Source organism: Pseudomonas sp. B21-056 (genome assembly GCF_026016325.1).
Lineage (GTDB): Bacteria > Pseudomonadota > Gammaproteobacteria > Pseudomonadales > Pseudomonadaceae > Aquipseudomonas.
The window spans coordinates 1762683-1787438 of record NZ_CP087203.1; the positions used below are offsets into that span (position 1 = coordinate 1762683).

24 protein-coding genes are annotated in these 24756 nt (G+C 62.7%); 16 read left to right on the top strand and 8 right to left on the bottom strand.

Annotation, left to right across the window (positions count from 1 at the left end; all coding sequences use genetic code 11):
- Window positions 1-475 precede the first annotated feature (475 nt).
- Window positions 476-805, bottom strand: coding sequence for an EscU/YscU/HrcU family type III secretion system export apparatus switch protein (locus LOY67_RS07890; RefSeq protein ID WP_265066672.1), 330 nt, complete (start codon window positions 803-805; stop codon window positions 476-478).
- Window positions 802-2373, bottom strand: coding sequence for a flagellar hook-length control protein FliK (locus LOY67_RS07895; protein WP_265066673.1), 1572 nt, complete (start codon window positions 2371-2373; stop codon window positions 802-804). Before LOY67_RS07895 ends, LOY67_RS07890 begins: the two co-directional genes overlap by 4 nt.
- Before the next feature lie 199 nt (window positions 2374-2572).
- On the opposite strand from LOY67_RS07895, the gene ccmA reads away from it, so the two are divergent.
- From ccmA to LOY67_RS07955, 12 genes are all read left to right on the top strand, one after another.
- The gene (ccmA, locus tag LOY67_RS07900) at window positions 2573-3208 is read left to right on the top strand and encodes a cytochrome c biogenesis heme-transporting ATPase CcmA (RefSeq protein WP_265066674.1); all 636 of its coding nucleotides are present in this window, start codon (window positions 2573-2575) and stop codon (window positions 3206-3208) included.
- On the top strand, window positions 3205-3873 hold the full coding sequence (ccmB, locus tag LOY67_RS07905) for a heme exporter protein CcmB (RefSeq protein WP_265066675.1): 669 nt from the start codon (window positions 3205-3207) through the stop codon (window positions 3871-3873). The genes ccmA and ccmB overlap by 4 nt, the downstream gene beginning before the upstream one ends.
- A gap of 93 nt (window positions 3874-3966) precedes the next feature.
- On the top strand, window positions 3967-4722 hold the full coding sequence (locus tag LOY67_RS07910) for a heme ABC transporter permease (RefSeq protein ID WP_265066676.1): 756 nt from the start codon (window positions 3967-3969) through the stop codon (window positions 4720-4722).
- Window positions 4719-4895: a heme exporter protein CcmD gene (ccmD, locus tag LOY67_RS07915; RefSeq protein ID WP_265066677.1), complete on the top strand. Its 177-nt coding sequence runs from the start codon at window positions 4719-4721 to the stop codon at window positions 4893-4895. The genes LOY67_RS07910 and ccmD overlap by 4 nt, the downstream gene beginning before the upstream one ends.
- A complete protein-coding gene (gene ccmE, locus LOY67_RS07920; RefSeq protein ID WP_265066678.1) occupies window positions 4892-5347 on the top strand; it encodes a cytochrome c maturation protein CcmE in 456 nt (151 codons plus the stop codon). The genes ccmD and ccmE overlap by 4 nt, the downstream gene beginning before the upstream one ends.
- Window positions 5348-5350: 3 nt before the next feature.
- Window positions 5351-7339 carry a heme lyase CcmF/NrfE family subunit gene (locus LOY67_RS07925; RefSeq protein ID WP_265066679.1) on the top strand — a complete coding sequence of 663 codons (1989 nt, stop codon included), beginning with the start codon at window positions 5351-5353 and terminating at the stop codon, window positions 7337-7339.
- Window positions 7336-7872, top strand: a complete 537-nt coding sequence (locus LOY67_RS07930; protein ID WP_265066680.1) for a DsbE family thiol:disulfide interchange protein — start codon at window positions 7336-7338, stop codon at window positions 7870-7872. Before LOY67_RS07925 ends, LOY67_RS07930 begins: the two co-directional genes overlap by 4 nt.
- Window positions 7869-8342 (top strand): cytochrome c-type biogenesis protein, encoded by a 474-nt coding sequence (locus LOY67_RS07935; RefSeq protein ID WP_265066681.1) that lies wholly within the window; start codon window positions 7869-7871, stop codon window positions 8340-8342. Before LOY67_RS07930 ends, LOY67_RS07935 begins: the two co-directional genes overlap by 4 nt.
- Window positions 8335-9537 (top strand): c-type cytochrome biogenesis protein CcmI, encoded by a 1203-nt coding sequence (gene ccmI / locus LOY67_RS07940; protein WP_265066682.1) that lies wholly within the window; start codon window positions 8335-8337, stop codon window positions 9535-9537. Before LOY67_RS07935 ends, ccmI begins: the two co-directional genes overlap by 8 nt.
- A gap of 14 nt (window positions 9538-9551) precedes the next feature.
- Window positions 9552-9959, top strand: coding sequence for a hypothetical protein (locus LOY67_RS07945; protein WP_265066683.1), 408 nt, complete (start codon window positions 9552-9554; stop codon window positions 9957-9959).
- 202 nt (window positions 9960-10161) lie between these two features.
- A complete protein-coding gene (speE, locus tag LOY67_RS07950; RefSeq protein ID WP_265066684.1) occupies window positions 10162-11037 on the top strand; it encodes a polyamine aminopropyltransferase in 876 nt (291 codons plus the stop codon).
- 415 nt (window positions 11038-11452) lie between these two features.
- Complete coding sequence (locus LOY67_RS07955; protein ID WP_265066685.1) at window positions 11453-13546, top strand: LTA synthase family protein; 2094 nt, start codon at window positions 11453-11455, stop codon at window positions 13544-13546.
- A 59-nt stretch (window positions 13547-13605) separates the two neighbouring features.
- On the opposite strand, the gene LOY67_RS07960 is transcribed toward LOY67_RS07955, so the two are convergent.
- Window positions 13606-13758, bottom strand: a complete 153-nt coding sequence (locus tag LOY67_RS07960; protein WP_018606531.1) for a DUF3309 family protein — start codon at window positions 13756-13758, stop codon at window positions 13606-13608.
- A 288-nt stretch (window positions 13759-14046) separates the two neighbouring features.
- Here LOY67_RS07960 and LOY67_RS07965 point away from each other — a divergent pair, with 288 nt between their 5' ends.
- From LOY67_RS07965 to csrA, 3 genes are all read left to right on the top strand, one after another.
- Complete coding sequence (locus LOY67_RS07965; protein ID WP_265066686.1) at window positions 14047-14862, top strand: SDR family oxidoreductase; 816 nt, start codon at window positions 14047-14049, stop codon at window positions 14860-14862.
- Window positions 14863-14920: 58 nt separating this feature from the next.
- On the top strand, window positions 14921-15253 hold the full coding sequence (locus LOY67_RS07970) for a YnfA family protein (protein WP_265067717.1): 333 nt from the start codon (window positions 14921-14923) through the stop codon (window positions 15251-15253).
- 149 nt (window positions 15254-15402) lie between these two features.
- A complete protein-coding gene (gene csrA, locus LOY67_RS07975; RefSeq protein WP_265066687.1) occupies window positions 15403-15603 on the top strand; it encodes a carbon storage regulator CsrA in 201 nt (66 codons plus the stop codon).
- On the opposite strand, the gene LOY67_RS07980 is transcribed toward csrA, so the two are convergent.
- From LOY67_RS07980 to mnmC, 5 genes are all read right to left on the bottom strand, one after another.
- Entirely contained in the window at window positions 15592-15819 is a 228-nt protein-coding gene (locus LOY67_RS07980) for a YheU family protein (RefSeq protein ID WP_047226285.1), read from the bottom strand. The genes csrA and LOY67_RS07980 overlap by 12 nt on opposite strands.
- Window positions 15820-16006: 187 nt before the next feature.
- Window positions 16007-17197, bottom strand: coding sequence for an osmoprotectant NAGGN system M42 family peptidase (locus tag LOY67_RS07985; protein WP_413776166.1), 1191 nt, complete (start codon window positions 17195-17197; stop codon window positions 16007-16009).
- Between the two features lie 147 nt (window positions 17198-17344).
- Window positions 17345-19090, bottom strand: coding sequence for an N-acetylglutaminylglutamine synthetase (gene ngg / locus LOY67_RS07990; RefSeq protein ID WP_265066688.1), 1746 nt, complete (start codon window positions 19088-19090; stop codon window positions 17345-17347).
- Between the two features lie 3 nt (window positions 19091-19093).
- Entirely contained in the window at window positions 19094-20866 is a 1773-nt protein-coding gene (locus LOY67_RS07995) for an N-acetylglutaminylglutamine amidotransferase (RefSeq protein ID WP_265066689.1), read from the bottom strand.
- 263 nt (window positions 20867-21129) lie between these two features.
- Window positions 21130-23118, bottom strand: coding sequence for a bifunctional tRNA (5-methylaminomethyl-2-thiouridine)(34)-methyltransferase MnmD/FAD-dependent 5-carboxymethylaminomethyl-2-thiouridine(34) oxidoreductase MnmC (gene mnmC / locus LOY67_RS08000; protein ID WP_265066690.1), 1989 nt, complete (start codon window positions 23116-23118; stop codon window positions 21130-21132).
- 127 nt (window positions 23119-23245) lie between these two features.
- Between mnmC and pap the strand changes: the two genes are divergently transcribed.
- Complete coding sequence (pap, locus tag LOY67_RS08005) at window positions 23246-24754, top strand: polyphosphate:AMP phosphotransferase (RefSeq protein ID WP_265066691.1); 1509 nt, start codon at window positions 23246-23248, stop codon at window positions 24752-24754.
- Window positions 24755-24756: the final 2 nt, after the last annotated feature.

Sequence of the window (24756 nt, forward strand, 5' to 3'; positions counted from 1 at the left end):
GCGCGGGTTCGCAGACCGGAGGATTAACACCAAGACCCGGCAGACCCGAAGGTCTCCCACGCACAACCGCCATGAAACGATGCGCAACCGAAAGCCGGCCGTACATGGCGAACAAGGTATCAATCTTAAGGGCTGCGAAACCCTTCGCCAACTGATGTCAGCGACAGGCCAACTTTAGGCAGCGATTTTGGTAGCCGCAACCGGGCTGTAGGAAGTTCAGGTGGATATCCTGGTGAGTGATTTTCCCGCGCCCCATGATGCAAGCCCATTAAAACCGGTTGTTGCGCTAGGTTTGGGGAAACGGGTTAGCAGGGTTTGGGTTGTTTCTCGGTCCAGCCGGAACAAACTCCGTCACCATAGACAGTTATTTCCCACAGGATTTACAGACTTAAAATTGGCCGCGTCGTCAGCCAACGATCAGTCCGGGACGCTCTGCAGTGGGGAACTTGCTTGTATTCAGCGTCGCCGCCGGCATTCAGTAATCGTCCCCACGCTCCGTCACATCCTTCTCGACACTCTGCGCATGCGGGTCGAACCCCTTGGGAAACTTGCCCTTGAGATTCCACGCAAATGCGATGATCTCGGCAATGGTGAGATACAACTCCTCCGGAATGCTTTCTCCCAGTTCCAGCCGGGCCAGCAGTTTCACCAGTTCGGCATTCTCGTAGATCGGCACTTCACTGTCCCGGGCGATCCGCAGGATTTCCTCGGCCAGGGCTTCGTCGCCCTTGGCGGTGAGAGTCGGGGCGTGATGGCCGTCGTATTTGAGGGCGATGGCCTGCCGTGGTTCGGTGTGGGTTGTCATGCGGTTTCGTCCACCCAGCGTTGTTCGAGTCGGGTCTTGGGGCCTTGGGGCGGGGTGCCGACGTGGCAGTCCAGGTCGGCGACGTTCAGGCCGCAGGTCACCAGGCGCTCGCGCAGCGCCGCCAGGTTGCGTTCGATCAGGTTCGCCGTGTAGGGCCGTTCCGCCCACAACTGGCTCGACAGGCTGCCGCTGAGCAATTGCGCCTGGACCTGCAGCGGCCCCAGCGGTTCCAGGTCGAAGGCCAGTTCGACCCGCCAAAGCTGCTGCTTGGCCTCACGTTCTTCCCGACGCTCGCTGGGTTGTTCCCGCGGCGGGGTTTCTTCGCGTTGGAACTTGACCTGCAATGGCACGATGTCCTGCAGGTTGCGCATCGGGATTTCCAGTTGCCAGGTGCTCATCAACCGGCCGTCGTCGGTCAGGCCGGTCTGTTCCAGGCTCGACAACTGGTGACTTTGCAGGCGCGACACGGCAGCCGCGGCGAGGCGCAGCAGATGTTCCAGGTCGCCTTCATCGTCCTGGCCCTTCAACAGGCGGGAGGGCAGGGGGAAGCCAGTAGGTTGTGGCTTTGCGCTGACTTGGCCGAGCATGCCCAAGGCGTTGCGCACGAAGCTGGGTAAGGCCTGGGCCAGGGTGTTGGCGGCAATGATCGCGCCGAGATTGGTGGAGGTGGGCAGGGTCGTCGTCAGTTGGCCGATCAGCTTCAGCAGATCGCCCTTGAGGTCCGCTGCCAGGCTCGGTGGTTGTCCGGCCAGCAGCTTGCTTTCCAGGAACACGCCGCTGGCGGCCAAGGCCTGGGCCAGGCCCTTGGGCGTGCTCAGTTGCTGCACATCCGGCAGGCCGGCCAGCAGGCGTGTCACCGCGGCACGCAGCTCGACGCCGGTCTCATCCGTGGCGGGCAGGTTCTGCAGGGCGCTGATCAGGCTGTCCAACGAGCCTTGTCGGCTCACCTGGGTTGCCAGTTGCTGGCTCACCGCCAGTTGTTCCTGGCGGTTGCTCAGCGGAATGAATTTCAGCGTCTGGGCGTCCTGCACCTGAGCACTCAACAGCGTGCCGATACGCAGCGGTTGGGGGCTGTCGATATCCAGGGTGCTGCCAGCCTGCGCAGTGTTGAGCAGGCTCACCAGTGATCGATACACCGCCGGTTGGCCCGGCAACTGCGGCAACGCCTGGCTGGTAATCACCTTGCCTTGCAGCAGGGTGCCGACCGGCAATTGCGTGGTGTCGATACGGGTCAGGGTCGCGACGCTGGAGGCAACGGCCTGTTGCACGGTGATCGCCAGGTTGCTGGCGGACGGCTGGGTCACCGCCAGGCTGGTGCCTTGTGGCAGCGGCTGGGCGCTGGTGGCCTGCACGGTGGTCTGGCGGCCGCTGTCCAGGGTGACCTTGAGCAGTAGCTGGAAAGTCTGGTCGGCCTGCTTGAGTGACAGCACCTCGGCACTGGCCGTCTGGCCGGGACCGATCAGGCCTTCGACCGGCGTCAGCAGTTTGAGCAGCTCGCCACTGACCGCCGGCATACGCGTCGTTGCGGTGGGCTGGGGCAGCGGCTGAATGTTCATGTCGCCTGTCATCTGCGGTCTTACCCTGGAAACTAATTGAGAACGCCCCCTGGAGGCATCGCATGTATAATGCCGCCCGTCTTTCAGGGAGTGGCGAAAACCTTGCAATTGTTTGACGCAGCTCTGTGGAACAGGCCGTCAATGCATCTATGCTGCATCTCTTTAACGGCCGCTGCACCGCCGACTTAAACCGTATAAGGCCCGCGATCCCTTGACCAGTCCTCTCTTGCAAACCGTCGGCCTCGCCTGTGAGCGAGACTTGCGGCTGCTTTTCGAACACTTCGAATTGAGACTCTCGCCCGGCGATATGGTGCAGATCAGTGGCCCCAACGGCAGCGGCAAGACCAGCCTGCTGCGTCTGCTGGCCGGGTTGATGCAGCCGACCGCCGGCCAGGTGCTGCTCAATGGTCAGCCCTTGCAGGACCAGCGCAGCGAACTGGCCCGTAACCTGCTCTGGATCGGCCACGCCGCCGGGATCAAGGATCTGCTGACCCCCGAAGAAAACCTCAGCTGGCTCTGTGCGCTGCATCGGCCCTCCGGTCGTGAGGCGATCTGGCAGGCGTTGGCCATGGTGGGGTTGCGCGGCTTCGAAGACGTGCCGTGCCATACCTTGTCCGCTGGCCAGCAACGCCGCGTGGCCCTGGCCCGGTTGTACCTGGACAGCCCGCCGCTGTGGATTCTCGACGAACCGTTCACCGCCCTGGACAAACAGGGCGTGGCGCAGCTCGAGGAACACCTGGCCCGGCATTGCGAAGGCGGTGGCATGGTGCTCTTGACCACCCACCACACACTGGCCCGGATGCCGTCCGGTTATCGCAATATCGATCTGGGGAACTGGGCCGTATGAGTGTGTTTGGCCTGTTGCTCGCCCGCGAAGCGCGTCTGTTGTTCCGCCGTCCCGCCGAACTGGCCAACCCGCTGGTATTCTTCGCGATCGTCATTGCGTTGTTTCCGCTGGCGGTCGGACCGGAGACTCAATTGTTGCAAACCTTGTCGCCAGGGTTGGTCTGGGTGGCGGCACTTTTATCGGTCCTGCTCTCGCTGGACGGGCTTTTCCGCAGTGATTTCGAAGACGGTTCACTGGAACAGTGGGTCCTTTCGTCGCACCCCCTGGCCCTTCTGGTTTTGGCCAAGGTACTGGCACACTGGGTTTTTTCCGGCCTGGCGCTGGTATTGCTCTCGCCGCTGCTGGCGATGATGCTGGGGTTGCCCGCCGCGTGCCTGCCGGTGCTGCTGGCGTCGCTGCTGCTGGGCACCCCGGTACTGAGCCTGCTCGGTGCGGTGGGCGCGGCATTGACGGTAGGGTTGAAGCGCGGCGGCCTGTTGCTGGCGTTGCTGATCCTGCCGCTGTATATCCCGGTGTTGATCCTCGGCAGCGGCGCCTTGCAGGCCGCCTTGCAAGGCATGCCGGCAACCGGTTATCTGCTCTGGCTTGGGAGCCTGACCGCCTTGGCGATAACCCTGACACCCTTTGCAATAGCCGCTGGCCTGAAGATCAGCGTCGGCGAATAATAATGAGGCCTGGTCAAAAACTGACCACTTCCGTAGAAGTAAGGCCGCCCCGGCGGTTCGTGATGACGAGCCGCAACCGTGATGGAAACAGCAATGAACTGGACCTGGTTTCATAAGCTCGGCTCACCCAAGTGGTTCTACGGCATCAGCGGCAGATTGTTGCCCTGGCTGAGCATCGCCGCACTGCTGCTGATCGGCATCGGCGTGGTCTGGGGCCTGGCCTTCGCGCCGCCGGATTATCAACAGGGCAACAGCTTCCGCATCATCTACATCCATGTGCCCACGGCGATGCTGGCCCAGTCGATCTACGTGATGCTGGCAGTGTGCGGCGTGGTCGGGCTGGTCTGGAAGATGAAGCTGGCCGACGTGGCCCTGCAATGCGCAGCGCCCATCGGCGCCTGGATGACCGCCGTGGCGCTGGTCACCGGGGCGATCTGGGGCAAGCCGACCTGGGGTTCGTGGTGGGTCTGGGATGCCCGACTGACGTCGATGCTGATCCTGCTGTTCCTGTACTTCGGTCTTATTGCGCTGGGCAACGCCATCAGTAATCGTGAGAGCGCCGCCAAGGCCTGCGCGGTGCTGGCGATTGTCGGTGTGATCAATATCCCGATCATCAAGTACTCGGTGGAGTGGTGGAACACCCTGCACCAGGGCGCGACCTTCACCCTTACGGAAAAACCGGCGATGCCGGTGGAGATGTGGCTGCCGCTGCTGCTGACGGCGTTGGGCTTCTACTGTTTCTTCGGTGCGGTGCTGTTGCTGCGCATGCGCCTGGAAGTGCTCAAGCGTGAAGCCCGGGCCAGTTGGGTGCAGGCCGAAGTCCGGAACAGCCTGGAGGCCGCTCGATGAGTTTCGCTTCATTCGGCGATTTCCTCGCCATGGGCCATCATGGCCTGTATGTCTGGTCGGCCTATGGCATCTGCCTGGTGGTGCTGACCCTCAACGTGACGGTGCCGATCCTGGCCCGCAAGCGGTATCTGCAACAAGAGGCGCGTCGTCTGCGCCGGGAGAACGGTCAGTGAATCCGCTGCGCAAAAAACGTCTTGTCATCATCCTGGCGATCCTGGTGGGTGTCGGTGCCGCGGTCGGCCTGGCCTTGAGTGCTTTGCGGGAGAACATCAACCTGTTCTACACCCCGACCCAGATCGCCAATGGCGAAGCGCCCAAGGACACCCGCATCCGCGCCGGTGGCATGGTGGAGAAGGGCTCGCTGGTACGTTCCGGGGATTCGCTGGACGTGAAGTTCAATGTCACCGACTTCAACAAGACCGTGACCATCACCTATCGCGGCATCCTCCCGGACCTGTTCCGCGAAGGGCAGGGCATCGTCGCCCTGGGCAAGCTCAACGCCGATGGCGTGGTGGTGGCCGACGAGGTGCTGGCCAAGCACGACGAAAAATACATGCCGCCGGAAGTGACCAAGGCTCTTAAAGACAGTGGTCAGTCGGCGCCTGCTCCCGTGAAGGAGGGCTGATCGATGAGCACTGGCATCTTTATTCCCGAGTTAGGCCACCTGGCGATGATCCTGGCCCTGTGCCTGGCCCTGGTGCAGGCCATTGTGCCGTTGCTCGGCGCCTGGCGCGGCGATCGCCTGTGGATGAGCCTGGCCCAGCCGGCCGCCTGGGGGCAGTTCGCCTTCATGGTGTTCGCCTTCGGTTGCCTGACCTACGCCTTCATGACCGATGATTTCTCCGTGGCCTACGTCGCGAGCAACTCCAACAGCGCCTTGCCCTGGTACTACAAGTTCAGTGCGGTGTGGGGCGCCCATGAAGGTTCGCTGCTGCTCTGGGCGTTGATTCTTGCCGGCTGGACCTTCGCCGTCTCGGTGTTCTCCCGGCAATTGCCCCAGGTGATGCTGGCCCGGGTGCTGGCGGTGATGGGCATGATCAGCACCGGTTTCCTGCTGTTCTTGATCGTCACGTCCAACCCGTTCGCGCGGATCCTGCCGCAGATGCCGATGGATGGTCGCGACCTCAATCCGCTGCTGCAGGACATCGGCCTGATCGTGCACCCGCCGATGCTCTACATGGGCTACGTCGGCTTCTCCGTGGCCTTCGCCTTCGCCATCGCCGCGTTGCTCGGTGGTCGCCTCGATGCCGCCTGGGCTCGCTGGTCGCGGCCATGGACCATCGTCGCCTGGGCGTTCCTGGGCATCGGCATCACCCTCGGTTCGTGGTGGGCCTACTACGAACTCGGCTGGGGCGGCTGGTGGTTCTGGGACCCGGTGGAAAACGCCTCGTTCATGCCGTGGCTGGTGGGCACGGCGCTGATCCACTCCCTGGCGGTCACGGAAAAGCGCGGTGTGTTCAAGAGCTGGACCGTGCTGCTGGCGATTGCAGCGTTCTCGTTGAGCCTGCTGGGAACCTTCCTGGTGCGTTCCGGCGTGCTGACCTCGGTGCATGCCTTCGCCTCGGACCCCGAGCGCGGCGTGTTCATCCTGATGTTCCTGCTGTTCGTGGTCGGCGGTTCGCTGACGCTGTTCGCCCTGCGGGCGCCGGTGGTCAAGAGCCAGGTCGGCTTCAACCTCTGGTCCCGGGAGACGCTGTTGCTGGGCAACAACCTGGTGCTGGTGGTGGCCGCGTCGATGATCCTGCTGGGAACGTTGTACCCGCTGGTGCTCGATGCGCTCTCCGGGGCCAAGCTCTCCGTCGGGCCGCCGTATTTCAATGCGCTGTTCATTCCGCTGATGGCGATCCTGATGGTGGTGATGGCGGTCGGCGTGCTGGTGCGCTGGAAAGACACTCCGGTCAAGTGGTTGCTGGGCATGTTGACGCCGGTGCTGCTGGGCACCGCGGCCCTGGCCGTGGTCGCCGGGATCGCCTATGGCGATTTCAACTGGGCGGTGCTGGCAACCTTCGTGCTGGCGGCCTGGGTGCTGCTGGCCGGTGTACGGGACATCTTCGACAAGACCCGTCACAAAGGCCTGATCAAGGGCCTGCCGACCCTGACCCGCAGCTACTGGGGCATGCAGGTTGCTCACCTGGGCATCGCCGTCTGCGCCCTGGGCGTGGTGCTGTCCAGCCAGAACAGCGCCGAGCGCGACCTGCGCCTGGCACCGGGACAGTCCATGGAACTGGCCGGCTACCAATTCGTGTTCGAAGGCGCCAAACACTTCGAAGGCCCGAACTTCACCTCCGATAAAGGCACGGTGCGGGTGATTCGCGACGGCCAGGAAGTGGCGGTACTGCATCCTGAGAAACGCCTGTACACCGTGCAGAACTCGGTGATGACCGAAGCCGGAATCGACGCCGGTTTCACCCGCGACCTCTATGTGGCACTGGGTGAGTCCCTGGGCGACGGCGCCTGGGCGGTGCGGGTGCACGTCAAGCCGTTCGTGCGCTGGATCTGGTTCGGTGGCCTGCTCACCGGCCTGGGTGGAGCACTGGCGGCACTGGATCGGCGTTATCGGGTCAAGGTGAAAACCCGGGTGCGCGAAGCCCTGGGCGTGACGGGAGCCACTGCATGAAACGTTGGTTGATGGTATTGCCGCTGGCGCTGTTCCTGGTGATGGCGGTCTTTCTGTATCGGGGGCTTTTCCTGGACCCGTCCGCATTGCCCTCGGCGATGATCGGCAAGCCGTTCCCGGAATTCACCCTGCCTTCGGTGCAGGGCGACAAGACCCTGACCCGTGCCGATCTGCTGGGCAAGCCGGCACTGGTCAACGTATGGGGCACCTGGTGCATTTCCTGTCGGGTCGAGCATCCGGTGTTGAACAAACTGGCGCAGAACGGCGTGGTGATCTACGGCGTCAACTACAAGGACGTCAATGTCGATGCCTTGAAGTGGCTCGCCGAGTTCCACAACCCGTATCAACTGGACATTCGAGATGAAGAGGGCACCCTGGGTCTGAACCTGGGGGTCTATGGGGCTCCGGAAACTTTCTTCATCGACGCCAAGGGCGTCATCCGTGACAAGTTCGTCGGTGTGATCGACGAACAGGTGTGGCGGGAGAACCTGGCTGGCAAATACCAGGCACTGGTGGACGAGGCCAAGCCATGAAGCGCTGGTTATCCGCCTTCGTCCTGGGGTTGAGTCTCGCCGGCGTGGCCCACGCCGCCATCGACACCTACGAATTCGCCAGCGAGGGCGAGCGCGAGCGGTTTCGCGAGCTGACCAAGGAACTGCGCTGCCCCAAGTGCCAGAACCAGGACATCGCCGACTCCAACGCCCCGATTGCCGCCGACCTGCGCAAGGAAATCTTCCGCATGCTCGGCGAGGGCAAGGACAACCAGCAGATCATCGACTTCATGGTGGATCGCTACGGTGAGTTCGTGCGCTACAACCCGGCCCTGTCTTCCAAGACCGCGCTGCTCTGGTTCGGCCCCGCCGGGTTGTTGCTCGGCGGCTTCGTGGTGATCGCGCTGATCGTGCGCCGCCGTCGGGTCCAGCGCACGGCCGCCCCGGACACGCTTTCCGTCGAAGAGCGCCAGCGCCTCGACCAACTGTTGGATAACACCAAGCATGATTGATTTCTGGCTCGCCGCAGGTCTGCTTCTTCTGATTGCCCTGAGTTTTCTGTTGATCCCGGTATTGCGGGTTCGTCGCGCCCAGCGGGAGGAGGACCGTACCGCGCTCAATGTGGCGCTGTATCAGGAGCGGGTCGCCGAGCTGCAGGCCGAACAGGCCGAGGGCGTGCTCAATGCCGCGCAACTGGACACCGGTCGCGCAGAAGCCGCCCGGGAACTGCTCGCCGATACCGAGGGCGCCGCAGCGCCGCGGGAGTCGCGCATGGGCAAACCGCTGCCGTTGCTCGCCGCCGTGTTGGTGCCGGTGCTGGGCCTGGGCTTGTACCTGCATTTCGGCGCCAGCGACAAGGTCGAGCTGACCCGCGAATTTGCCCAGGCGCCGCAGTCGATGGAAGAAATGACCCAGCGCCTGGAAAGGGCGGTGGCGGCACAACCGGATTCCGCCGAGGGTTTGTATTTTCTCGGTCGTACCTACATGGCCCAGGATCGGCCGGCGGATGCGGCGAAGATCTACGAGCGCACCGTGGCGGTGGCGGGTCGGCAGCCCGAGCTGCTGGGGCAGTGGGCCCAGGCGCAGTATTTTGCCGATGGCAAGAAATGGTCGGACAAGGTCCAGGCCCTGACCGACGAAGCACTGAAGCTCGATCCCAAGGAAGTCACCAGCCTGGGCCTGCTGGGCATCGCCGCGTTTGAAGGTGAGCGCTATCAGGACGCGATTGATTACTGGGGGCGTCTGCTGGCGCAACTGCCGGAGGGCGACAAATCCCGCGAGGCGTTGCAAGGCGGCATTGCCCGCGCCACCGAGAGGCTCCAGGCCGCTGGCGGCAAGGTTGCCCAGGCGCCGGCAGCGAAGACGGCAGCGGTGCTCAAGGTGCGTGTCGACCTGGCGCCGGCCCTCAAGGCCCAGGTCCAGCCGGGTGACAGCGTATTCATCTTTGCCCGCGCCGTTTCCGGCCCGCCGGCGCCGCTGGCGGCCAAGCGCCTGACCGTCGCCGATCTGCCGGTCAGTGTCGAGCTGGGGGACGCGGACGCGATGATGCCGCAACTGAAACTGTCGAACTTCCCTGAAGTCCAACTGGTGGCGCGTATTTCCCGCGCCGGTCAACCGACCTCCGGCGAATGGATCGGCCGCAGCCAGCCCCTGGCGAGCAGCACCACGACGCCGCAACAACTGACCATCGACAGCCCGGACCAATGACAGGAATTCGCACCATGACCGCCATCGCCCGTATCACTTTGCTGACGCTCGTCCTGGGCCTGAGCGCTTGTGCGGTTCATCGTCCGCCGGAGCCCTCGACGCCGCTGCCACCCATTCCGCCCTCGGGGCCGACCACCAAACCGGTGCCGTCCACCGTGCCGGGCAAACCGGTGACCCCGAACAAACCGGCCAAGCCGCTGCCGCGCACGTCCGCCAGTTTCGCTCCGCCACCGGGGGGCAACAGCCACTGGGATGCCAAGCTTGGGGTCTATGTGCTGGATAACCAGCCCAACACCTTCTACCGCCAGCGCACCTACTACCGCTGGAACAACGGCTGGAGCCGCTCCGTCAGCCCGAACGGGCCTTGGGAAGACACCACCATCGAAGGCGTACCGGGGGGCTTGGGGCGTCAGTTTCACTGAAGAACGCTTGCTCCTCTGAGCTGTAGGAGCTGCCAAAGGCTGCGATCTCTTGATCCTGGTCTTTCACTCTGGACTCAATTACCAGGGGAAAGATCGCAGCCTCGCTTCGCTCGACAGCTCCTACATCTCTCCTGCAAGGTTCGACCTGTCATCCCCATCGTCGTAGAATGCGCGCCTTTGTGAGCTATCGGAGCACCTGACCATGACGACCACCCCGGCCGGCGACTACCTGGAAACCCTCTACGAAGGCTACGGCCAGCGTTTCCGGATGGACAAGCTGTTGCACGAAGTGCGCACCGAACACCAGCACCTGGTGATCTTCGAGAACCCGCGCATGGGTCGGGTGATGGCCCTCGATGGCGTGATCCAGACCACCGAAGCCGATGAGTTCATCTACCACGAGATGCTGACCCACGTGCCGATCCTCGCCCACGGCAAGGCCAAGCGTGTGCTGATCATCGGCGGCGGCGATGGCGGCATGTTGCGGGAAGTGACCAAGCACCTGGGCGTCGAGCACATCACCATGGTGGAAATCGACGGCACCGTGGTGGACATGTGCAAGGAATTCCTGCCCAACCATTCCAAGGGCGCCTACGACGACCCGCGACTGAACCTGGTGATCGACGATGGCATGCGCTTCGTCTCCACCACCCAGGAGAAGTTCGACGTGATCATTTCCGACTCCACCGACCCGATCGGCCCGGGCGAAGTATTGTTCTCGGAGAACTTCTACCAGGCTTGCCATCGCTGCCTGAACGACGGCGGCATCCTGGTGACCCAGAACGGCACGCCGTTCATGCAACTGGCTGAAGTGCAGACCACCGCCGGGCGCCTGCGAGGCCTGTTTGCCGACTGGCACTTCTACCAGGCTGCCGTGCCGACCTACATCGGTGGCGCCATGACCTTCGCCTGGGGCTCGACCGACAGCGCTTATCGCAAACTGTCCCGTGAAACCCTGCACGAGCGGTTCATCGGCAGTGGCATCGTCACCCGCTACTACAACCCTGAGATTCATCTCGGTGCGTTTGCCATGCCACAGTATGTATTGCGGGCGATCAACAAGCCGAGTAACGACTGATTTGGCTGAGGGGGCTTTTTGTGGCGAGGGGATTTAGCGAGACGTCGCACCGCCCCGCTGGGCTGCACAGCAGCCCCATTCCAAACAACTCAATCAACCTGACACACCGAGTTGCAATTGGTGGGGGCTGCTGCGCAGCCCAGCGGGGATGAATCCCCTCGCCACAACAGGGTTCGGCCTGATATTGGGTTTGGCCCCGGCATTTTGTGTTTCCAGATATTCATTGCACGAAATTTTCACAAAATCTTGCGGACAATCCCCCGCGCTTTTATTGCCGCCGGTTATTTAATGGCAATGCCGTAGCCGTTCGTGCAACATCTGCGCTCTTGCGCAAACCCCCGGCCAGGTCTTGGTCAGCAGAGGGTGCGCCGTTGTTCTTTTTGTCACTCCAACTCCAATAGGGTCCTCAAACGACATGGCAATCCCGGACGCCCTGAGTCAGCAGCGAAGCACTCATCGCTTGCTGCAACCGACCGTCAAATCGCACCTGGCCTACACATTGCTCTGCGCCCTGGTGATGATGGTGATGTTCAGCCTGCTGCGCGTGGCGCTGCTGGTCTATAACCGCCAGATGATCCTCGACACCCCGGCCTCGACCTTTGTCGAAGCCTTCGCCAATGGCCTGCGTTTCGACCTGCGCCTGGTGGTCTACCTCAGCATTCCGCTGCTGCTGGCGCTGTTCAGCGCCCGGGCCATGGCGGCCCGTGGCTTCTTCCGTTTCTGGCTGACCGTCACCTCCAGCATTGCGCTGTTCCTGGGTCTGATGGAGATGGACTTCTACCGTGAATTCCACCAGCGCCTCAACGGCCTGGTCTTCCAGTATGTGAAGGAAGATCCGAAAACCGTGATGAGCATGCTCTGGTACGGTTTCCCGGTAGTGCGCTACCTGCTGGCCTGGGCCGGCGGCACTATCATCCTGAGCCTGGCGTTCAAGGGCGCCGACCGTGCGACCCGGCCGCGCGGCCCGTTCAGCGGCGGCAGCATCGGCACGCGCCAGATCGCTCCGTGGTACGGCCGTGTGGCGGTGTTCATCGTCTGCCTGCTGGTGGCCGTGGTCGCGGCCCGTGGCACCCTGCGCCAGGGGCCTCCGCTGCGTTGGGGTGACGTCTATACCACCGATTCGAACTTCGCCAACCAGTTGGGCCTCAACGGCACGCTGTCGCTGGTGGCGGCGGCCAAGAGCCGGATGTCCGAAGACCGTGACAACATCTGGAAAGCCACCCTCGAGCAACCACTGGCACAGCAGACCGTGCGTGACATGCTGGTGTTGCCCGACGACAAGCTGGTGGATACCACCACCGCTGCCGTGCGCCGCGATTACACACCGCCGGCCGACAAGACCCTGCCGATCAAGAACGTGGTCGTGATTCTCATGGAAAGCATGGCCGGTCACTCGGTAGGCGCCCTGGGCGCACCGGGCAACATCACGCCGTACCTGGACAAGTTGTCCAAGGAAGGCCTGTTGTTCGACCGCTTCTTCTCCAACGGCACCCATACCCACCAGGGTATGTTCGCCACCATGGCGTGCTTCCCGAACCTGCCGGGCTTCGAATACCTGATGCAGACGCCGGAAGGCAGCCACAAGTTGTCGGGCCTGCCACAACTGCTCAGCGCCCGTGACTACGACGATGTGTATGTCTACAACGGCGATTTCGCCTGGGATAACCAGTCGGGGTTCTTCAGCAACCAGGGCATGACCAACTTCATCGGACGTAACGACTTCGTCAACCCGGTGTTCTCCGATCCGACCTGGGGCGTGTCCGACCAGGACATGTTCGACCGTGGCCTGATCGAGCTCAAGGCGCGGGAAAACGGCAAGCCGTTCTATGCCCTGCTGCAGACCCTGTCCAACCACACGCCGTATGCGCTGCCGACGCCGTTGCCGGTGGAGCGGGTCACCGACCGCGGCAGCCTGAACGAACACCTGACCGCCATGCGCTACGCCGACTGGGCGCTGGGTCAGTTCTTCGAGAAGGCGCGCAAGGAGCCTTACTTCAAGGAGACGCTGTTCGTCGTGGTCGGCGACCATGGTTTCGGTAACGAGCGCCAGATCACCGAGATGGACCTGGGCCGCTTCAACGTGCCGATGCTGTTGATCGGTCCGGGCATCCAGGAAAAATTCGGCCAGCGCAACCACACCGTGGGCACCCAGGTCGACATCGTCCCCACCATCATGGGGCGGATCGGCGGGGAGGTGCGCAACCAGTGCTGGGGCCGCGACCTGTTGAACCTGCCCGAAGGCGACACGGGGTTTGGTGTCATCAAGCCGTCAGGCAGTGATCAGACTACTGCGATTATCCAAGGCGACCGTATTCTGGTACTGCCAAAGGAAAAAGAAATGGGACCGAAGATGTTCCGCTACGAACTAGGGGCCAGTCCGCATGCCGAAGTCATCACGGATGCACCGGACACCTCTCAAATGAAGCTCAGGCTTGAATCGTTCCTGCAAACCGCCACCAAGAGCCTGCTGGATAACACCGCTGGCGTGGTGGACGGAAAGCCGGACTGATAACAACGATGCATAAAAAAGAGGCCTTTGAAAAAAGGCCTCTTTTTTTTGCTATTGATTTATATCTTGCCCAGTAACAGCAGGATCAACAGCACCACTAACACTACGCCGATGATACCGGACGGGCCGTAACCCCAACTTCTGGAGTGCGGGAAGACCGGCAGGCCGCCGATCAGCAGGAGGATCAGGATAATGATGAGTATCGTGCCCATTGTTGATTTCCTTATTGGTCAGTTATGGAGTGATACAACTTTCAACTGCCAGCGCGCTGCATAAATCCGGGCGGCTTAATAAGTCCGACCATAACGTCCTGTAAAAAATTCAAAGTTTTTGAGTACCAGTCGGGTATACGGAAAACCCTGGGGCAGGAACCACTGCCACAGGCCTCCACAACCTATTACGGTTTGCCCCCGCCATTCAGCAATCTGATGGAGCGTGGGTCCGGCGGGGTCCTTCGCTACACTCGGCCCATCTCTCCCGGAACAACAAGGCTGTTTCCTATGCAAAATCGCATGATGATCACCGGTGCCGGCTCGGGCCTGGGCCGCGAAATCGCGCTGCGCTGGGCCCGCGAAGGCTGGCGCCTGGCCTTGTCGGATGTCAGTGAGCCAGGTCTTCAGGAAACCCTCAGGCTGGTACGCGATGCTGGCGGCGACGGCTTCGTCCAACGCTGCGATGTGCGCGATTACAGTCAGCTGACGGCGTTCGCCCAGGCCTGCGAAGAGAAATTCGGCGGTATCGACATCATCGTCAACAACGCCGGCGTGGCCTCGGGTGGATTTTTCAGTGAATTGTCCCTGGAAGACTGGGATTGGCAGATCGCGATCAACCTGATGGGGGTGGTCAAGGGCTGCAAGGCGTTCCTGCCGTTGCTGGAAAAAAGCCAGGGCAAGATCATCAACATCGCCTCCATGGCAGCCCTGATGCAGGGACCGGCCATGAGTAACTACAACGTGGCCAAGGCTGGCGTGCTGGCGTTGTCGGAAAGCCTGCTGGTGGAACTGGCGCAGCAGGAAATCGGCGTGCACGTGGTCTGTCCGTCGTTCTTCCAGACCAACCTGCTGGACTCTTTCCGTGGCCCGACCCCGGCCATGAAGGCCCAGGTGGGCAAGTTGCTGGAAAGTTCGCCCATCACCGCCGCTGACATTGCTGACTACATCTTTGAGCAAGTGGCCCAGGGTGAGTTCATGATCCTGCCCCACGAACAGGGACGCATGGCCTGGGCGATGAAGCAGAAGAACCCGCAACTGCTGTACGACGAAATGACCGTCATGGCCGACAAGATGCGCGCCAAGGCCAGACAGAACCCAACTTGACCTGGCTATGCAGTGTCCTCAGGATGGCGCCATTCCGGCCTTCCTGATGGACATCTGCATGCTCAATTATGTGTGGTTCTTTCTCGCCGCGTTGTTCGAAATCGCCGGCTGCTACGGGTTCTGGATGTGGCTGCGCCAGGGCAAGAGCGCCTGGTGGATCGCACCGGCGTTGCTCTGCCTTACGGTGTTCGCCTTGTTGCTGACCCGTGTTGAAGCGACCTATGCCGGTCGTGCCTACGCCGCCTATGGCGGTATCTACATCATCGCCTCTATCGCCTGGCTGGCTGTGGTGGAGCGAGTCCGACCACTGGGTTCCGACTGGATCGGCGTGGCGCTCTGCGTGCTGGGCGCCAGTGTGATCCTGTTCGGCCCGCGTTTCTCGGCCCCTTGAAGAATTGCGGTCCGACAAGTTTTTGCAGGACGTTTCCTTCAGTTTTCGGAGCCTTGTTTGTAGGGGGTTACTGAATTCTTGCCGGTGTCTTGTGAACAGCAAACAGGCCGGGCATGGTCAAGGTCCAGATATTCTTAAGGACAAGAACCATGCTCGTACTCAGCCGTGCTGTGGGTGAACTGATTTCCATCGGTGATGATATTTCCGTTCGTGTGCTGTCGGTCAGCGGCACCACCGTGCGGTTTGGCGTGGAAGCGCCGCGGCACATCGAGGTTCATCGCTTCGAAATATACGAAAAGATCCAGAGAAAGAAGAATCAGGTCGCCCGCAAGGCCTGTTCAGTCAAATAGGTGTTTGGGCACATCGTGCTTGAGCATCAGCTGACATTGCTCGCTCTCCGGGTCGAAGACGATCATTGCCTGGCCCTTGGTCAAGGCTTGCCTGACGCGCAGTACACGGGTTTCCAGGGGCGTGTCGTCGCCGTTGTCGGTGCCGTCGCGGGTCACGAAGTCTTCGATCAGGCGGGTGAGCGTGTCGACTTCGAGTTGGTCGTAGGGGATCAGCATGGGGTACCTCGGCTGGACAATGTCGCGATGCTACGGCCAATGGGGCTTTGCGGCTAGCCTTGGGTTCTGTTGTGCCTGTTCTGGCCTCATCGCGAGCAAGCTCGCTCCCACAGGGGGCGTGGCGCAGGGCCATTGTGGGAGCGAGCTTGCTCGCGATGGCAATCTTCCAGGCAGTGAAAATCCTCTATCAGTTATCCGAGCGCTGCCCCACCAGGCTGTCCACCGAAGGCACCCGGGTATCGCTTTCCATCTGCGCATCGTGTTCGAGCTGGTGGCTGAAGCGGTCCAGGGAGCCCTGGGCCGGTTGCGCATCGCTGGCAAACACCGGTGGGCTGAGGATGTAGGCACCGAGCAGGCGGCTGAGGGCGGCCAGGCTGTCGATGTGGGTGCGCTCGTAGCCATGGGTGGCGTCGCAGCCGAAGGCGAGCAGGGCGGTGCGGATGTCATGGCCGGCAGTGACGGCCGAATGGGCGTCGCTGAAGTAGTAGCGGAACAGGTCACGGCGTGCTGGCAGCTCGTTCTCCTTGGCCAGCTTCAACAGATGGCGTGACAGGTGATAGTCGTAGGGGCCACCGGAGTCCTGCATCGCCACGCTCACGGCGTGTTCGCTGGAATGCTGGCCGGGGGCGACCGGGGCGATGTCGATGCCGACGAATTCGCTGACATCCCAAGGCAGCGCGGCGGCCGCGCCACTGCCGGTTTCCTCGGTGATGGTGAACAGCGGGTGACAGTCGATCAGCAGCTCTTCGCCGCTGTCGACAATCGCCTTGAGCGCCGCCAGCAACGCCGCGACCCCGGCCTTGTCGTCCAGGTGGCGGGCACTGATGTGGCCGCTCTCGGTGAATTCCGGCAGGGGATCGAAGGCGACGTAATCGCCGACGCCGACCCCCAGGGTTTCGCAATCGGCGCGGGTGGCGCAGTACGCGTCCAGGCGCAACTCGATGTGATCCCAACTGATGGGCATTTCATCCACGGCGGTGTTGAAGGCGTGCCCGGACGCCATCAAGGGCAGCACGCTGCCACGGATCACGCCGGTGTCGGTGAACAGGCTGACCCGGCTGCCTTCGGCAAACCGGCTGGACCAGCAACCCACTGGCGCCAGGGTCAGGCGACCGTTGTCCTTGATGGCCCGCACCGTGGCGCCGATGGTGTCCAGGTGGGCTGAAACCGCGCGGTCGGGGCTGTTCTTGCGACCCTTGAGGGTGGCGCGGATCGTACCGCGGCGGGTCATTTCAAAATCAATACCCAACTCTTCCAGGCGTTCGGCCACATAGCGCACGATGGTGTCGGTAAAGCCGGTCGGACTGGGGATGGCGAGCATTTCCAGCAGGACTTTCTGCAGGTATTCGAGATTCGGTTCGGGGATTTTGCTGATCATGGAAACTCCTGAACGGTTGAGTATCCGATCGTTCCCACGCTCTGCGTGGGAATGCAGCCGCTGACGCTCTGCGTCATCTGGACGCGGAGCGTCCCTTGAGGCATTCCCACGCGGAGCGTGGGAACGATCAGTCACTACTGAGGGGCGTCAGACCACCCCCTGGCTATGGGGAAACAACAGGTCCACAAAGCGTTCGGCAGTGGGTTGTGGTTCGTGGTTGGCCAGGCCGGCGCGCTCGTTGGCTTCGATGAACACGTATTCGGCTTGATCGGCAGCCGGCACCAGCAGGTCCAGGCCGACCATGGGGATGTCCAGGGCGCGTGCCGCACGTACCGCCGCATCGGCCAAGGTCGGATGAAGGATACCGGTGACGTCTTCCAGGACGCCGCCTGTATGAAGGTTCGCCGTGCGTCGTACGAACAAGTGCTCGCCGGCCGGCAGCACGCTGTCGTAGTCATACCCTGCGGCATTCAGCGTGCGCTGGGTTTCGGCGTCCATCGGAATCTTGCTTTCACCCCCGGTGGCCGCCTGCCGTCGACGGCTCTGGGCTTCGATCAAGGCACCGATGGTGTGCTGGCCGTCGCCGATGACTTCCGCCGGACGCCGGATCGCCGCCGCCACCACTTCAAAGTTGATCGCCAGGATGCGCAGGTCCAGCCCTTCGTGAAAGCTTTCCAGCAGCACCCGGCTATCGAACTGCCGGGCGGCTTCGATGGCGCTCTGCACTTCTTCGATGGTGCGCAGGTCTACCGCCACGCCCTGGCCCTGCTCACCGTCCAGCGGCTTGACCACCACCCGCTCGTGTTCATCGAGAAATGCCAGGTTGTCGTCGGCATTGCCGGCCAATTGTTGCGCCGGGAGGTTGAGTCCGGCGTTCTTCAGCATTTTATGGGTCAGGCTTTTGTTCTGGCACAAGGTCATGCTGATGGCGCTGGTCAGGTCGCTCAGGGATTCGCGGCAACGGACCCGGCGACTGCCGTGGATCAAGGTAAACAACCCACCTTCGACGTCGTCCACCTGCACTTCGATGCCCCGGCGGTGCGCCTCCTCGACAATGATCCGTGCATAGGGATTGAACTGCGCTTCGGGCCCAGGCCCCAGGAACAGTGGCTGGTTGATGCCATTCTTGCGCTTGATGGCGAAGGTCGACAGGTTGCGAAAGCCGAGCTTGGCGTAAAGGTTCTTGGCCAGGCGATTGTCATGCAGCACCGACAGGTCGAGGTAACTCAAGCCGCGGCTCATGAAATGCTCGATGAGATGACGCACCAGCACTTCGCCGACCCCCGGCCGTGAACACTGCGGGTCCACGGCCAGGCACCAGAGGCTGCTGCCGTTTTCCGGGTCGTTGAAGGCTTTCTGGTGATTGAGGCCCATGACGCTGCCGATCACCGCGCCGGTGTCCTCGTCTTCGGCCAGCCAGTAGACCGGCCCGCCCTGATGCCGCGGGGTCAAGCGCAGGGGATCGACCGGCAGCATGCCGCGAGCCTGGTAGAGCTGGTTGATGGCCTGCCAATCGGTGTCGTTCTGGGCCCGGCGAATCCGGAAACCGCGAAACACCCGGGTGGCTTGCCGGTAGTCGCTGAACCACAGGCGCAGCGTGTCGGAAGGGTCGAGGAACAACTGCGCCGGCTCCAGCCCCAGCACTTGCTGCGGGGCAGCGACATACAGGGCAATGTCACGTTCGCCGGGTTGTTCGTTGAGCAGTTCCCGGCCCAGGGTCGCCGGGTCCGGGAAGGTGTGGCCGATCAGCAGTCGGCCCCAGCCGCAATGCACCGCAATCGGGTCGGCGCCCAATTCACTGCCGTCTACGGCCAGCCGCGCCTGCAAGCGTTCGTAGGAAGGCGCCTGGCCACGCAGCAGCCGTTGATTGTGAAGCGTTGTGTGGGGTTTCATCGATCAGATTCCTTGCTCGCTGAGCCACAGGTTCAGCGCCGCCAGTTGCCACAGGCGGGAGCCGCGCAGCGGGGTCAACTGACCGTTGGGGTCGGTGAGCAGGCGGTCGAGCATGGCCGGGTTGAACAGGCCGCGATCCTGGCTCGGGTCCAGCAGCAGTTCGCGGACCCAGGCCAGGGTATTACCCTCCAGGTGCTTGAGGCCCGGCACCGGGAAATAGCCTTTCTTGCGATCGATCACTTCACCGGGAATCACCCGCCGGGCGGCTTCCTTGAGCACCTGCTTGCCGCCGTCTGGCAACTTGAATTTCGCTGGAACCCGTGCCGAGAGTTCCACCAGCCGGTAATCGAGGAACGGTGTGCGCGCTTCCAGGCCCCAGGCCATGGTCATGTTGTCGACCCGCTTGACCGGGTCGTCCACCAGCATCACGGTGCTGTCCAGGCGCAGGGCCTTGTCGACGGCGGCATCGGCGCCCGGTTGAGCGAAATGCTCCTTGACGAAGTCGCCGGCGGCGTCGTTGGCGGTCAGCCATTTCGGCTGCACGGTGGCGGCGTATTCCTCGTAGCTGCGGTCGAAGAACGCGGCGCGATAGGCCGCATAGGGATCGCTGGCGCCATCCACCTGTGGATACCAGTGGTAACCGGCAAACAGTTCGTCGGCGCCCTGGCCGCTTTGCACCACTTTGCAATGCTTGGCCACTTCCCGCGACAGCAGGTAAAAGGCGATGCAGTCGTGGCTGACCATCGGTTCGCTCATGGCACGAAAGGCCGCTGGCAGTTGTTCGATGATTTCTTTTTCGTCGATGCGCAGTTGGTGATGGCGAGTGCCGTAGTGCCTGGCGATCAGGTCCGAATACTGGAACTCGTCACCGCGTTCACCGCCGGCATCCTGGAAACCGATGGAGAACGTGGACAGGTCTTCCACGCCGACTTCCCGCAGAAGCCCCACCAGCATGCTCGAGTCCACACCACCGGAAAGCAGCACGCCTACGTCCACGGCGGCCCGCTGGCGGATGGCAACGGCTTCTCGGGTGCTGTCGAGCACGCGGTCGATCCAGTCTTCCAGGTTCAGGTCCTGCTCATCGGGCCGCGGGCCGTAGGGCAAGGTCCACCAGGTTCTCTGCTCGATGCTGCCATCGGCTTCAACCCGCATCCAGGTGGCTGGCGGCAGTTTTTCAATGCCCGCCAGCAGGGTGCGGGGCGCCGGGACCACGGCATGGAAATTCAGATAGTGATTGAGGGCGACCGGGTCGAGCATCGGGCTGATGTCGCCGCCCTTGAGCAGCGCCGGCAACGCCGAGGCAAAGCGCAGGCGCTGGCCGGTGCGGGAGAGATACAAAGGCTTGACGCCGAGACGGTCGCGGGCGATGAACAGGCGCTTGGCGTCGCGTTCCCAGATGGCGAAGGCGAACATGCCGTTGAGCTTGGGCAGCAGCGCTTCGCCCCAGGCGTGGTAGCCCTTGAGCAACACTTCGGTGTCGCCACCCGAATGAAAGGCGTAGCCCAGTGCTTCCAGCTCGGCTCGCAGTTCCGGGTAGTTGTAGATCGCGCCGTTGAAGGCCAGGGACAGGCCGAGTTGATTGTCGATCATCGGCTGGGCCGAAGCGTCGGACAAGTCCATGATCTTCAGGCGCCGATGGCCCAGGGCAATCGGGCCCTGGCTATGAAAACCCCATGCGTCGGGGCCACGAGGGGCCAGGTGATGGGTCATTCGCTCTACGGCCGCAAGGTCCGCAGGTTGTTGATCGAAACGTAACTCTCCAGCTAATCCGCACATAAGTCCTTACCGGTTTTTCCGTTGGGGAGGGGGGGCGCCGAAATGGCGGGCACTCTGAAACTGACCGGTGGGATTGCCGTGAGTTTTAGATCGATGCGTTATAAGCCGACCGGCGGGCGCGGCTTGGCAAGGATGGCAGGGCCCTTTGTGGGAGCGAGCCTGCTCGCGATGGCGGCGGCACGGATAACATGGATGCAAGCTGATCCACCGCTATCGCGAGCAGGCTCGCTCCCACAGGGTTGGCGGTGGGTGTTTAAGCTGCGTCAGGCCTTGCCGCGAATCAATGCCCGCAAGGCAAACCGGTTCGGATGGCAGGCTTCGGCCACGCTCCGGGGCAGTGGCAGGGGTTCGTTGTCCAGCCAGGCGGCGATCAGTTCGCCGGACAGCGGCGCGGTGATCAGGCCGCGAGAGCCGTGGCCGCTGTTGATGTACAGGCCATCGAGCCAGGGGCAGGGGCTGTCCGGGACCTGGCGGGCATCTTTGCCCAGGGCGTGATACGTCTCGGTAAACGCCCGGCTGTCCGCCAACGGCCCGACAATCGGCAGGTAGTCCGGGCTGGTGCAGCGGAAGGCGGCGCGGCCTTCGAGCTGGCCTGGATCCAGGATGTCGGCGTTCAGGCGATCCTTCAGGTCCAGGGAAATTTCTTCCAGCATCTGCAGGTTGCCCACGTGTTCGGCGGCGGTGGGGGTCAGGTCATCGTTCTTGAAGTCGAAACTCGCGCCCAGGGTGTGTTCGCCCATTCGCGGCGGGGCCACATAGCCCTCGGCGCAGACCACCGTGCGCAGGACCTGGCTGCGGTCGGTCTGCGGCAGACGGGTGATTTGCCCGCGTATGCGCTTGAGCGGCAGGTCGGAGGCCGCTTCGAAACGCTTGATCTCGGCGGCGCTGGCAAGGATCGCCACCGGCGCGCTGGCCAGGCATCGTTCGCCATCCCAGGCTTGCCACTGGCCATCGACGCGGCGCAGATCCAGCACTTCATGATGAGGCAACACCTCGATTGACGAGCCCGACGCCTGCCAGCGGCACAGCGCCGGCGGATGGACCCAACCCCCTTCGGGATAGAACAGACCGCCACAGGCCAGGCCGACTCCGGACAGCGCCTCGGCTTCAGTCTGCCCGAGGGTATGCAGCAGATCAGCCGGGAACGCTGCGGCCAGTTGCGCCTGGCGCTCGGCTTCCTTGGGGTTGAATGCCAGTTGCAGGACACCGCAGTCGTCCCAGTCCACACCCCGTTGCAGATGTTCCAACAAGCGTCGGGTGTAGCCGAAACCGCTGAGGATCATCTGTGACAACGCCGTGCCGTGGGCTGAAAGCTTGAGGTACAACACCCCTTGAGGGTTGCCGGAGGCTTCCTCGGCCAACCCGGCATGCCGTTCCAACAACGTCACCTGCCAGCCACGGGCCGCGAGGCTCGCCGCGCTGGCGCAACCGGCCAGGCCGCCGCCGATCACCAGGGCGCGACGCTCGCCGGTGAGTGGAGCGGGGCGGGTGTACCAGGGTTTTGCCTGGCTGGGCGCGGCCTGCTCCTGTGATTCCGGCCAGCCGAGGAACACGCCACGCAGGATCTCCCATTTATGCCCGATGCCCGGCGTGCGCTTCATCTTGAAGCCCGCCGCGTTGAGCAATCGGCGCACCCAGCCGGTGCTGGTGAAGGTGCTCAGGGTGGCGCCGGGCGCCGCCAGCCGGGCCAGTTCGGCGAACAGCTCGGCGGTCCACATGTCGGGGTTCTTGGCCGGTGCAAAACCATCCAGGAACCACGCGTCGATCTGTCCATCCAATTGCGGCAACTGCTCCAGGGCATCTCCGATCATCAACGTCAGCGTCACCCGTCCGCCCGCCAGCGTCAGGCGCTGGAAACCTTGATGGATCGCCACGTACTGCCCCAGCAACTGATCGGCCTGAAGCTTGAGGGACGGCCACAGGGCCAGGGCCCGATGCAGGTCTTGGGGGCTCAGGGGGTATTTTTCGACACTGACAAAGTGCAGGCGAGCGCCGGCGGGTGCGCACTGCTCGAACAACTGCCAGGCACACAGGAAATTCAACCCGGTGCCGAATCCGGTCTCACCGATCACCAGCCGTCCCTGGTCCGGCAACGCGGCGAAGCGCTCGGCCAGGTTGTTCTGTTCAAGGAACACATAGCGGGTTTCCTCCAGCCCCGACTGGTCGGAGAAGTACACATCGTCGAACACCCGCGAACGGGGCAGACCCTGGTCATCCCAGTCGAGTTGGGCGTGGTGTTGTACGGGTGTCATGGCGGGCTCGGTGAAATCGGGGACGCTATTCTAGACCGAGGCCGGGTAACTGCGTAGGAGCTGTCATATCCAAACACGGTCATATCCAATCCGTTAGTCTTGCCCCATTCCCTGGAAGGAGCTGCCTATGTTCGAATCCGCCGAAATCGGTCACGCCATCGATAAAGACACCTTTGAGGCCGAAGTGCCGGCATTGCGTGAAGCATTGCTCGAAGCCCAGTTTGAGTTGCATCAGCAGCGCCGCTTTCCGGTCATCGTGCTGATCAACGGTATCGAGGGCGCGGGCAAGGGCGAGACGGTGAAGTTGCTCAACGAGTGGATGGACCCGCGGCTGATCGAAGTGCGCACGTTCGATCAGCAGACCGACGAAGAACTGGCGCGGCCACCCGCCTGGCGTTACTGGCGGATGCTGCCGGCCAAGGGGCGCATGGGGATATTCTTCGGCAACTGGTACAGCCAGATGCTCCAGGGCCGGGTCCACGGCGAGTTCAAGGACCCTCGGCTCGACCAGGCGATCAACGCCGCCGAGCGCCTGGAAAAGATGCTTTGCGATGAAGGCGCGCTGATCTTCAAGTTCTGGTTCCATCTGTCCAAGAAACAGATGAAAGCCCGGCTCAAGGGACTCAAGGATGATCCGTTGCACAGCTGGCGCATCAGCCCGCTGGACTGGCAGCAATCCCAGACCTACGACAAGTTCGTCAAATACGGCGAGCGGGTGCTGCGCCGGACCAGTCGCGATTACGCGCCATGGCATGTGATCGAAGGCGTGGACACCTATTACCGTAGCCTCACGGTAGGCAGGCTCCTGCTCGAAGGCATGCGCCAGGCGCTGGACCGTCCGAGGATCAAGCCGGAAAAGGTCAGCGCGGCACCGCTACCGGCACTGGATGATCAGGTGACCCTGATCGACAGCCTGGACATGACCCTGCGCCTGGACAAGGACGACTACGAGGAACAACTGATCACCGAGCAGGCCCGGTTTGCCGGCTTGCTGCGGGACAAACGCATGCGCCGGCACGCTCTGGTGGCCGTGTTCGAAGGCAACGATGCGGCGGGCAAGGGTGGCGCGATCCGGCGGGTCGCGGCGGCACTCGATCCGCGCCAGTACAGCATCGTGCCGATTGCCGCACCCACCGAGGAAGAGCGCGCCCATCCCTACATGTGGCGGTTCTGGCGGCATATTCCGGCGCGGGGCAAGTTCACTGTATTCGACCGTTCCTGGTATGGCCGGGTACTGGTGGAGCGGGTCGAAGGCTTTTGCAGTCGGGCCGACTGGCTGCGGGCCTATGGTGAAATCAATGATTTCGAAGAGCAGATTGCCGACGCCGGCGTGGTGGTGGTCAAGTTCTGGCTCGCCATCGACAAGGAGACTCAGCTCGAGCGCTTCCAGGAACGCGAGGAAATCCCTTTCAAACGCTTCAAGATCACCGAAGACGACTGGCGCAACCGTGACAAGTGGGACGCTTACCGGGCGGCGGTGTGTGACATGGTCGACCGCACCAGTACCGAAATATCACCCTGGACCCTGGTAGAGGCCAATGACAAGCGCTGGGCCCGGGTCAAGGTGTTGCGCACCCTCAACGAGGCGCTGGAAGCGGCTTTCAAACGCAGCGGGAAACAGACTCGCAAGAAGTAGCA

Excerpts from the sequence above, each read along its gene's own strand:
- ccmB (WP_265066675.1), top strand. The coding sequence starts at position 3,205 with ATGAGTGTGTTTGGCCTGTTGCTCGCCCGCGAAGCGCGTCTGTTGTTC.
- LOY67_RS07890 (WP_265066672.1), bottom strand. The coding sequence starts at position 805 with ATGACAACCCACACCGAACCACGGCAGGCCATCGCCCTCAAATACGAC.
- LOY67_RS07980 (WP_047226285.1), bottom strand. The coding sequence starts at position 15,819 with ATGCTGATCCCCTACGACCAACTCGAAGTCGACACGCTCACCCGCCTG.
- LOY67_RS07910 (WP_265066676.1), top strand. The coding sequence starts at position 3,967 with ATGAACTGGACCTGGTTTCATAAGCTCGGCTCACCCAAGTGGTTCTAC.
- LOY67_RS07925 (WP_265066679.1), top strand. The coding sequence starts at position 5,351 with ATGAGCACTGGCATCTTTATTCCCGAGTTAGGCCACCTGGCGATGATC.
- mnmC (WP_265066690.1), bottom strand. The coding sequence starts at position 23,118 with ATGACACCCGTACAACACCACGCCCAACTCGACTGGGATGACCAGGGT.
- LOY67_RS07965 (WP_265066686.1), top strand. The coding sequence starts at position 14,047 with ATGCAAAATCGCATGATGATCACCGGTGCCGGCTCGGGCCTGGGCCGC.
- ngg (WP_265066688.1), bottom strand. The coding sequence starts at position 19,090 with ATGAAACCCCACACAACGCTTCACAATCAACGGCTGCTGCGTGGCCAG.
- csrA (WP_265066687.1), top strand. The coding sequence starts at position 15,403 with ATGCTCGTACTCAGCCGTGCTGTGGGTGAACTGATTTCCATCGGTGAT.
- LOY67_RS07970 (WP_265067717.1), top strand. The coding sequence starts at position 14,921 with ATGCTCAATTATGTGTGGTTCTTTCTCGCCGCGTTGTTCGAAATCGCC.
- LOY67_RS07895 (WP_265066673.1), bottom strand. The coding sequence starts at position 2,373 with ATGACAGGCGACATGAACATTCAGCCGCTGCCCCAGCCCACCGCAACG.
- pap (WP_265066691.1), top strand. The coding sequence starts at position 23,246 with ATGTTCGAATCCGCCGAAATCGGTCACGCCATCGATAAAGACACCTTT.
- LOY67_RS07985 (WP_413776166.1), bottom strand. The coding sequence starts at position 17,197 with ATGATCAGCAAAATCCCCGAACCGAATCTCGAATACCTGCAGAAAGTC.
- ccmD (WP_265066677.1), top strand. The coding sequence starts at position 4,719 with ATGAGTTTCGCTTCATTCGGCGATTTCCTCGCCATGGGCCATCATGGC.
- LOY67_RS07955 (WP_265066685.1), top strand. The coding sequence starts at position 11,453 with ATGGCAATCCCGGACGCCCTGAGTCAGCAGCGAAGCACTCATCGCTTG.
- LOY67_RS07935 (WP_265066681.1), top strand. The coding sequence starts at position 7,869 with ATGAAGCGCTGGTTATCCGCCTTCGTCCTGGGGTTGAGTCTCGCCGGC.
- LOY67_RS07995 (WP_265066689.1), bottom strand. The coding sequence starts at position 20,866 with ATGTGCGGATTAGCTGGAGAGTTACGTTTCGATCAACAACCTGCGGAC.
- speE (WP_265066684.1), top strand. The coding sequence starts at position 10,162 with ATGACGACCACCCCGGCCGGCGACTACCTGGAAACCCTCTACGAAGGC.
- ccmI (WP_265066682.1), top strand. The coding sequence starts at position 8,335 with ATGATTGATTTCTGGCTCGCCGCAGGTCTGCTTCTTCTGATTGCCCTG.
- LOY67_RS07960 (WP_018606531.1), bottom strand. The coding sequence starts at position 13,758 with ATGGGCACGATACTCATCATTATCCTGATCCTCCTGCTGATCGGCGGC.
- LOY67_RS07945 (WP_265066683.1), top strand. The coding sequence starts at position 9,552 with ATGACCGCCATCGCCCGTATCACTTTGCTGACGCTCGTCCTGGGCCTG.
- LOY67_RS07930 (WP_265066680.1), top strand. The coding sequence starts at position 7,336 with ATGAAACGTTGGTTGATGGTATTGCCGCTGGCGCTGTTCCTGGTGATG.